Annotated in this window: 7 protein-coding genes; 6 read left to right on the plus strand and 1 reads right to left on the minus strand. The window is 50.0% G+C overall.

Annotated features, from left to right (window positions below; translation table 11 throughout):
- Positions 1 to 801 precede the first annotated feature (801 nt).
- The 6 genes from G7Y43_RS10430 (at position 802) to G7Y43_RS10885 (ending at position 7,185) form a co-directional block, all read left to right on the plus strand.
- Positions 802 to 1,878 carry a Gfo/Idh/MocA family protein gene (locus tag G7Y43_RS10430; protein WP_165046349.1) on the plus strand — a complete coding sequence of 359 codons (1,077 nt, stop codon included), beginning with the start codon at positions 802 to 804 and terminating at the stop codon, positions 1,876 to 1,878.
- 2 nt (positions 1,879 to 1,880) lie between these two features.
- A complete protein-coding gene (locus G7Y43_RS10435) occupies positions 1,881 to 2,447 on the plus strand; it encodes an acyltransferase (protein ID WP_165046350.1) in 567 nt (188 codons plus the stop codon).
- Between the two features lie 3 nt (positions 2,448 to 2,450).
- Positions 2,451 to 3,590, plus strand: coding sequence for a DegT/DnrJ/EryC1/StrS aminotransferase family protein (locus G7Y43_RS10440; RefSeq protein ID WP_165046351.1), 1,140 nt, complete (start codon positions 2,451 to 2,453; stop codon positions 3,588 to 3,590).
- Complete coding sequence (locus G7Y43_RS10445) at positions 3,583 to 4,869, plus strand: lipopolysaccharide biosynthesis protein (protein WP_165046352.1); 1,287 nt, start codon at positions 3,583 to 3,585, stop codon at positions 4,867 to 4,869. The genes G7Y43_RS10440 and G7Y43_RS10445 overlap by 8 nt, the downstream gene beginning before the upstream one ends.
- On the plus strand, positions 4,869 to 6,455 hold the full coding sequence (locus G7Y43_RS10450; protein ID WP_165046353.1) for an asparagine synthase-related protein: 1,587 nt from the start codon (positions 4,869 to 4,871) through the stop codon (positions 6,453 to 6,455). The genes G7Y43_RS10445 and G7Y43_RS10450 overlap by 1 nt, the downstream gene beginning before the upstream one ends.
- Before the next feature lie 328 nt (positions 6,456 to 6,783).
- Entirely contained in the window at positions 6,784 to 7,185 is a 402-nt protein-coding gene (locus tag G7Y43_RS10885) for a DapH/DapD/GlmU-related protein (RefSeq protein ID WP_370514696.1), read from the plus strand.
- A 464-nt stretch (positions 7,186 to 7,649) separates the two neighbouring features.
- Here G7Y43_RS10885 and G7Y43_RS10460 read toward each other — a convergent pair whose 3' ends face one another.
- Positions 7,650 to 8,261, minus strand: coding sequence for a transposase (locus G7Y43_RS10460; protein WP_165046355.1), 612 nt, complete (start codon positions 8,259 to 8,261; stop codon positions 7,650 to 7,652).
- Positions 8,262 to 8,486 lie beyond the last annotated feature (225 nt).

Here is an 8,486-nt window from a genome sequence, read left to right on the forward strand (position 1 = left end):
CACCACCCAGGACACTCCTTCATCCCAGGGGATGTTTTCGATAGCCGTGTATACACACACCCATACTTGCCACACTGCCCTACAAGCAGTCGTATTACTTCTGCATCTATCGAGCTTCCTTGTCCTGCTAAAAGGCGCTCAATCGCTCTTTGCTCAGTTGCACTTGGCTTAGGTTCTGATGCTCGTCTTCTGTATTCCATGACAACCCCCTCTCAGAAAGAGATGACGTCTTGGTCTGCTGTGGCAACTTCAGGCTCATCCATTGATTCGAGGTGCGAGAGCATCGCACAGAAACCTGGGCATCCAAGTTCGTCTGCGGGGATATACCAGCTATCCTTATACAGGTCACTAACACAGCGGCCTGACGTAAAACAGCGGTCGCAAAGCCTGCCGAGTGCTCGTATGCCCAGCCATCTGAATGGCCGGTTAAGCGAGAGCCTAATCGCTAGGCGCTCGTATAGACGCGCATCCACTCCTACGGTGGTATTGCCTGTGTTCTTCATGTTCCTCTTACTTTCCGAGGGTGCGGGCTGCCATAGGGGTCTTGGGGGAGGTGTGAGCTTCCCTAAGACCCCAAACAGAACTGCGGACGGGCAAGGCTACCCGTCCCTCTATACGTTGATTAATGACACCCGTCCTGACCTCCAAACTGTAAGACTTGGGGGCATGGGAAGACTTACAAAACGGCCCACCACGCAAAAACAGGCGGAAAACATGTGGGTAGGTACAAGAGGATGAAAACCGTGCGAAATACCACACGAATTAGCGGTTACCCCCTAACTATGCGAAAGGATGTAGAAGATGAAGTATGCTCTCATCGGTTGTGGCCGCATCGCAGTAAACCACATCAAGGCGCTGGTAAACAACAAGCTTGACCTTGTGGCAATGTGCGATATCGATGAGTCGAAGTTCGACATCATGTTAGAAAAAGCAGGTTGTGGGAGCTTTCCGGAAGCTGAGCGTTATGCCGACTACAAACAGATGCTAGCTGACCACCCCGAGATCAACCTTGTTGCCATTGCTACCGAAAGCGGCAAGCACGCGCGTATTGCCCTCGACTGCATCGACGCAGGCAAACACCTCATCATCGAAAAGCCTATGGCTATGTCAATGGCTGATGCTGATGAGATCATTCGCCGTGCGGATGAGAAAGGCGTGAAAGTATCGGCCTGTCATCAGAACCGCTTTAACGTCGCTGTCCAGCAGTTGCGCCAAGCGCTTGAGGCAGGTCGCTTTGGTCGGCTATCTCACGGCACCATTCACGTGCGCTGGAACCGCGGCAGGGGCTACTACGACCAAGCCCCTTGGCGCGGTACCTGGGAACAAGACGGCGGCACACTCATGAACCAGTGTATCCACGGTATTGATCTTCTGCGTTGGATGATGGGCGACGATGTAGTAGAGGTCTACGGCACAACCCGTCAGCGCTTCCATGACTATCTAGAGGCCGAAGATGTTGGTGTAGCCGTAGTGAAGTTTGAAAACGGTGCAGTGGGTACTATTGAGGGAACAAGCAACGTATACCCCAAAAACCTTGAAGAGACGCTCTATCTCTTTGGTGAGAACGGAACGGTAAAGATCGGCGGCACTTCCACTAATAACATCGATGTATGGGACTTCGCTGACGAGACTGAAGAAGACCAAGTAAACAAAGGACTGGTCGAGCAGACCTCAAACGTCTATGGCAATGGACATACACTTTTGTACGCTGATGTAATCGATGCCATCGAAAACGATCGTGCGCCCTTCGTGGATGCAGTAGCAGGACGAAACGCCCTTGAGATGGTGCTTGCCATCTACAAGAGCCAAAAGACAGGTAAGCCAGTGCATCTTCCTCTTTCCAACTTCGCGAGCACCGACATGGTAGGGGAGTTCTAAGCATGCAAGATGTGTTTGTGCACGAAACGTCGTGCGTTGACGATGGTGCAACCATTGGCGAGGGTACAAGGATATGGCACTTCTGCCATATCCAGTCAGGCGCAACAATCGGAAAGAACTGCAGCCTCGGCCAAAACGTTAACGTTTCCAATAACGTGAGGATAGGGGATGGCTGCAAGATACAAAACAATGTGAGTATCTACGAAGGCGTTGAGCTTGAGTCCTATGTCTTTTGCGGACCGTCTTGTGTGTTCACGAACGATCTAACACCTCGCGCGAAGTATCCCAAAGGTAGCAAGCATTACAAGAAGACGGTCATTCGAGAAGGTGCGAGTATTGGCGCAAATGCGACCATAGTGTGCGGTCATGAAATAGGAACTTGGGCTTTGATCGGCTCTGGGGCTGTTGTGACTACGGACGTGCCAGCGCATGCACTTATGCTAGGTGTTCCCGCGCGTCAAAAAGGATGGGTGTGTAAGTGTGGAGAAGTACTTGGTGATAACCTGTCCTGCCGGACATGCGGCCGATCTTACAGGCGCGATGGTGCGAGCATCAGAGAGGTGAGATAACCCATGCAGTTCAGGGATCTTAGTGTGCAGTACGAAAGACTCAAACCGGAGATCGATCGTGCTATCGCTGGCGTCCTAGAAAGCGGGCGCTTCATTGGTGGCCCTGAGGTGTCCGCTCTTGAAACAGAACTGGCTGACTATGTTGGTGTAAAACACTGCATAACGTGCGGCAATGGCACCGATGCCTTACAGCTTGCTCTTATGGCATGGGGTGTAGGGTCAGGTGATGCTGTGTTTGTCCCCGACTTCACGTTCTTCTCGAGCGGGGAAGTGGTGTCTGCTGTAGGCGCAACACCGGTGTTTGTGGATGTTGATGAGCATACGTTCAATATCGACCCTGCCAAGCTGGAACAAGCTGCTTCGTATGTTGAGCGAGAGCGCCAGCTCACTCCAAAAGCTGTCGTGGCGGTGGATTTGTTCGGTCTTCCAGCTGACTACCCATCCATTCGGAAGGTGTGCGACGAACATAATTTGCTCCTTCTCGAAGACGGAGCGCAGGGCTTTGGTGGTTCCATTGAAGGCAAGATGGCGTGTTCTTTTGGCGATATATCGACCACCAGCTTCTTTCCAGCAAAGCCGCTCGGTTGCTACGGTGACGGTGGAGCGGTGTTCACCGACAACGACGAATGGGCCGAACTTATCCGTAGCTATGCTGTACACGGCAAGGGCACAATGAAATACGACAATGTGCGTGTTGGCATGAACAGCCGTCTAGACTCCCTACAGGCTGCCATCTTGCGCGTTAAGTTTAAGGCGTTTCGCGAGTACGAAGTCGCTGATGTGAACGCGCGAGCTGCTTTGTATGGTTCTGCGCTTGAGAATACGTCTCTTGTGCTGCCCCGAGTACCCGACGGTTATACCAGCTCATGGGCTCAGTATACGGTAAGGGTTCCTGGAGGCGTCGACCGTGATGCGTTGCAAGCAATGCTCAAGACACAGGGCGTGCCGACAATGGTGTACTACCCCAAACCCATGCACGAGCAGCTTGCTTTCAAAGATCGGTGCGTTATTCCACAAGAAGGCTGTCCCGTGACTGAGCGCCTCTGTCGTACGGTGCTGAGCCTGCCTATGGGGCCACTTTTGCTTGAGGGCGACCAGCTGTTGGTCGCTGCGACGGTATGCTCGTGTCTTGAAAATGGCTGAGATATTAAGAGAAAAGATCAGAACCCTCTTTCAAAGAGGTTTCTTTCACATCTTTGGCGCGAACGTCATCAATAAAGTCGTGGCGTTTCTGACGAATGTACTCATCGTTAGGTTTATGACTAAAGATGACTATGGCGTATTCTCGTACGCAAACAGCATCTATTCGATTATTCTGCTCTTCACGGGGCTGGGGCTTCTCGGAGGGGTTTTTCAGTTCTGTTCTGAGAGAAGGGGAAAGAAAGAGAAGCTATCAATTTTTCGATACGGCATCGCAAAAGGGTTGCTCATAGATGCTGTTCTATCGCTTAGTCTGCTGTTATGTGGGCTGCTTATCTCCTTGCCTATAAAAGAGGCGGGTTCATGTTTGGCACTGCTCGCTCCTCTGCTGCTGCTAGATTATGTTCTCCAGTATTGCTCGATAGTATTAAGAGTAAAGCGAAGAAATGAGTTCTATTCACTACTCCTTTCAACCAACTCGGTTACCTATCTTATCTGCGGATGCTCCGGCGCATTTTTCGGAGGGATAGCGGGAACGATTGCCGGGCGCTATCTTGCATACGTGCTCAGCATAATACTGGGTTTCCAACTGCTCGGAAAGACGGGCTTTTCGCTGAGGGGATCACAGCCGCTCGAAAAGAGAAAAAGGGGAGCATTATGGCGCTTTTCGATCCCAACATGTTTTTCAGGGGCTATGAACCAGGCGACTTATCTACTGGATATATTCATTCTGGGTCTTCTCCTGCATAACGCAGCAGAGGTTGCGTCATACAAAGTTGCGACGATGATGCCCGAAGGTTTATTGTTTGTACCCGGAAGCATCCTTGTCTTCGTGCTGCCGTATTTTGTCGAACGAAACAACGACCCCCGTTGGTTTCGAAGTAAAGCCATCCAGCTGTTCCTTCTTTTGGAAGGAGTCATGGTGGTGTGCTCATTGGTCATCGTTCTTTTCGCGCCGATGATAATAACTGCACTATGGGGCAGCGAGTATCTTGATGCATTGCTGCCCTTCCGTATATTGGCAGCAAGCCTTGCTGTTTCTCCTCTCAGGAGTGTGTGCGTTAACTTGCTGGCTGCCTTGCACAGGGTCGTAGCCAATCTTGTTGTTTCTTTCTCCTCGCTGGTTTGCAACGTTGTGTGCGTTGTTTTGTTCACCAATCTTTGGGGTGTTGCTGGTGCTGCTGCGGCGGTACTTGTTGTGTCTGCCGTGGCATCTGTTATTTCAGCCATTTTGTTGTTATCGCATCTTAGGAAGCAGATTTCCAATTTAAAGGAGGGCTAATGCAGATCAACGTCTTGTTGAAAGGCTACAAAAGCTATTCTTGGAAGCGTGTCGGGCGGACAAGCCTTATAGGTAACTTGAAGATTGAGGATGAAAATCGGTTGATTACCGCTGCCGAGAAAGCTGATCCCGAGCCTTGCATCCTAAATTCCTTGACAAGTGTCGATTCCTTCTTTGCCATGGTGATCGAAACCGAAGACAAAGTGTTGTTGGTAAGCGATCACTTGAGCTCCTTCCCTTTGTTCTATTCAGTCCAAACTGATAGGGGGGATATTGTCATCAGCGATGAGGCGGAGGCATGCTCTATCTCGAAACTGGCGAATAAGGTTGGGATGGCTGACTATCGAGTCGCCTCTGTCACTATGGGTTCAGACACCCTTTGGTCGGACGTGATGGAGGTTGAGTCAGGTTCCATTGTTCGCATCAATAAAGCAGACGGTGAAGTGAAGTGCAGTAGATATTGGATTCCCATACGTTCGTTTGCGCAGCATTCGTCAACTCTGTCAGAGGTTGACTATCTTGCCGAAAGCGTTTTTGGTGACATAGTGAGGCGCTATGCGAACAAGCCCATAGTCGTGCCCATTACAAGCGGGATTGATAGCCGTACTATTGCCGTAATGCTCAAGAGGGGCGGGCACGAGAAAGTACATACGTTCTCTATTGGTAAAAGAACAGATGAAGATGTCAAAGTGGGCTTTGAGGTAGCCAAGGCGCTCGGGTTGCCGTGGACTTATGTTGACCTCACTGGTGAGATGTGGGAGAGCTATTATAAGTCCGACGCATATAAGGAAGCCTTGCTGTATGCGATAGGGGGTGGTCGGCTCAACCATGTTCTTATGGCTCATGCCATAAAAATACTAGATGAAGCGAGTCTCATCCCTGAAGAAGCTATTTTCATGCCGGGGCATGCGGGTTCGATAATGGGCGGCGAGCTCAAACGTATTCCTTTCTACGAAAAAGGATTGAACAGGCATGATGTTGCTGTGATTGCTTGTGCTGCGGAAAGCCGCATAGCGACACTTTCTAAAAAAGAGGTAGTAAGGATTTCTCGAGCGTATGAACAGCGCATGTCTCAAGGAAAAGAGCATCTGTCTCAAAACGAGTGCTTCGCCGAAATAGACACCATCCACACGCAAGATTACATCTTCAAGTTCATAGTCAATGATGTCAGAAACTACGAGTTGTTTGGCTATCGCTGGCATCTTCCGCTCATGGAGAAACGGTGGTGCGAGTTTTGGCTGAATGCGTCGTTTAATGACGCTTATGGAAAGGCGCTGATCACCAGCTATGTTAACCAGGAAAGCAAGCCTTTCGGATTGCACTTTAATCGAAAGCCCATGAAACATGGCTTCTTGGCAAAAGCGTTATGGCTCCATCCTGTAGCAAAAGGTCATGCTCGCGTGCTAAAGAGACGAATTGCCATTGGGTCAAGCGAACGACCGGTAGGGGGGTATTTTGACGCAATGTCTGACGTTGAATATAAGAGGATGATTCGCAGATGGCAAGGAGTAACGGATGTCATGGATGCCAATTTTGTCGAAGAGAGTATTCAAGAACTTAAAACACGCTCGCTTCTGGTTCTGTGATCATTTTGCTTTTGAAGAAGGTGAGTTTAAGGAAATGAACGCGACGGGAATCAACCCTGGATTGAAAGAGGATCGTGTCGCACAAACGATTGCCGAAAAACTGAGTAGCAATGTAAGTCCATTCCATATTAAATTACTAAATGGGCTGTCCTGCGTGATCGTTTTCTGCTTTGTAAAGGCATTCGGTTGGATGGCTTATGATCGACGCTACCTAAAGGGAAAGCACTTCGTGAGGTTCTGGTCGCCTGGTTGGAGGTGGGTGTTTAACGGGATGTTCGGGAAGCTGTTCAAAGGGACAGGGCGAGGTGTCTCCTGGCCGATATCCCCTATGTGTGTATGTGGTAGAAATGTCGACTTTCATGTTGACGACCTAGACAACTTTCAGGGTCCGACGTACTATCAGACCTTAGGCAAGGCGAGGATCAGGCTCGGTAAGGGAGTCTTGATAGCGCGCGGCTGCTCGATCATAACAGCGAACCATGACCTTGCGAACCCCGATATCCATACCCAACCGAGAGATGTCGTGATCGGGGATCACTGTTGGCTTGGATCGAACGTGTGTGTGATGCCAGGGGTCGTTCTCGGACCTCACACTGTCGTGGGAGCGAATGCGGTCGTTACAAAGAGCTTTCCTGACGGTTGGTGTGTTTTGGGTGGAGTGCCCGCTAAGGTAATCAAGACGATAGAGAAACCTCCGGACTCTGCTTCAGCAGACGATGAGAGGGATTAAACATGGTAACTAAAAAGACACGGCTTGATACCTAAGGTGACCTTTCTGAAATTCGACCTTTCCGAAATCTGTGTTGCCGATAATCCAAAAGCATTATCTTGACCCGGTGTTTTGCCTATTACGCTAGATGGCTCGTTTCCTATAGATTTTGAGCAGCGTATAGGTTATCTAGATGCGCGGCGTGATTCCAGTGAGGAAATAGTCTCATATCTTCTCGAAAATATTCAAGCATGAAAGAAAGCGGGTAAGTCTTAATTCGTGTGGGAATAATAGCCAAATCTAATGTCTGAACAGGTAAAACAAAGAGAATCTAACCTCAAGTTGTCACTTGGGGGCAAAAAGAGGGCATACTAACCCAAGCCCTCCATAGAGTAGCTTTAAAAAAGATGACCAAAAGCCTAAAAATCGAATATGTTACGACCTGTGTGGGGGAGACCTTGAGCCCATCGCATGTGACCTATTCGCTAGTTAGCACCCTCCTTTCTCTTGTCGCTTCTTGTAAACAGCGGGATGGGCTTGTTGGGTTCTCGTTTGTGCCCAAGCACCAACAAACAACGACGTCTCAAAGCCTCAAAACTCATAAAGCCACGGCACGTGCGAATGATGTCTTTGATTTGTCGGTTCAGGCTTTCTGCAATTGCGTTTGTACGTCCGTATTCCCAGGCGTTCAAGATGTAGGTTTTCCGTCTGCTTATGGTGTTAGACACAGAGCGCACCTCAGCTACATCAGTGCGCCGAGCGATAGATATCCATCGCTTCAAAATGGTTTCCATATCGTCTCGGCTTTCAAAGGTTGTATCAGACCATTCGAAGAAAAGCTGGAGGGCAAGATAGGCTCGTTTCAGATCATCTGCCCCGATAGACTCAAGGGCACATCTTACGCATTCACGTTCTTTCTGCCGTTTGAGCATGTCTTTTCTGGTGAGCATGAGCTTGGCGGCTTTGCGCAGGATACGTCTTTGTTCTTTGTGGTCTATGTCATCTTCGATTGTACGAGTAAGCCGCCGTCGCACATCATCAACAGCTTCTGTTACAAGCTTTGCTACATGGAATTCATATGTCCCGAGCCTTGTCAAGAGGCAAAGTCCTCCCGGCCCGGATTTTCCCAGTCCGGGCTGGGAGTAGCTATGTGCATCGCCCCGCTCCGGCTGCGCAGCGGATGTCCGTGTTTAGAAGACGCCTGCGGCGCACACTCAAATCCGCGGGTACCGCGATCTCGCACGCGGCCCGCACTCCAGTCGTTCGGTAAGGGCCTTCCGCCGATGGGGAATCATCGTCTTCACTTATCCCGCGCGTGCCGC

This window comes from Adlercreutzia sp. ZJ138, assembly GCF_011038935.1.
In the GTDB taxonomy this organism is placed as follows: Bacteria; Actinomycetota; Coriobacteriia; order Coriobacteriales; family Eggerthellaceae; genus ZJ141.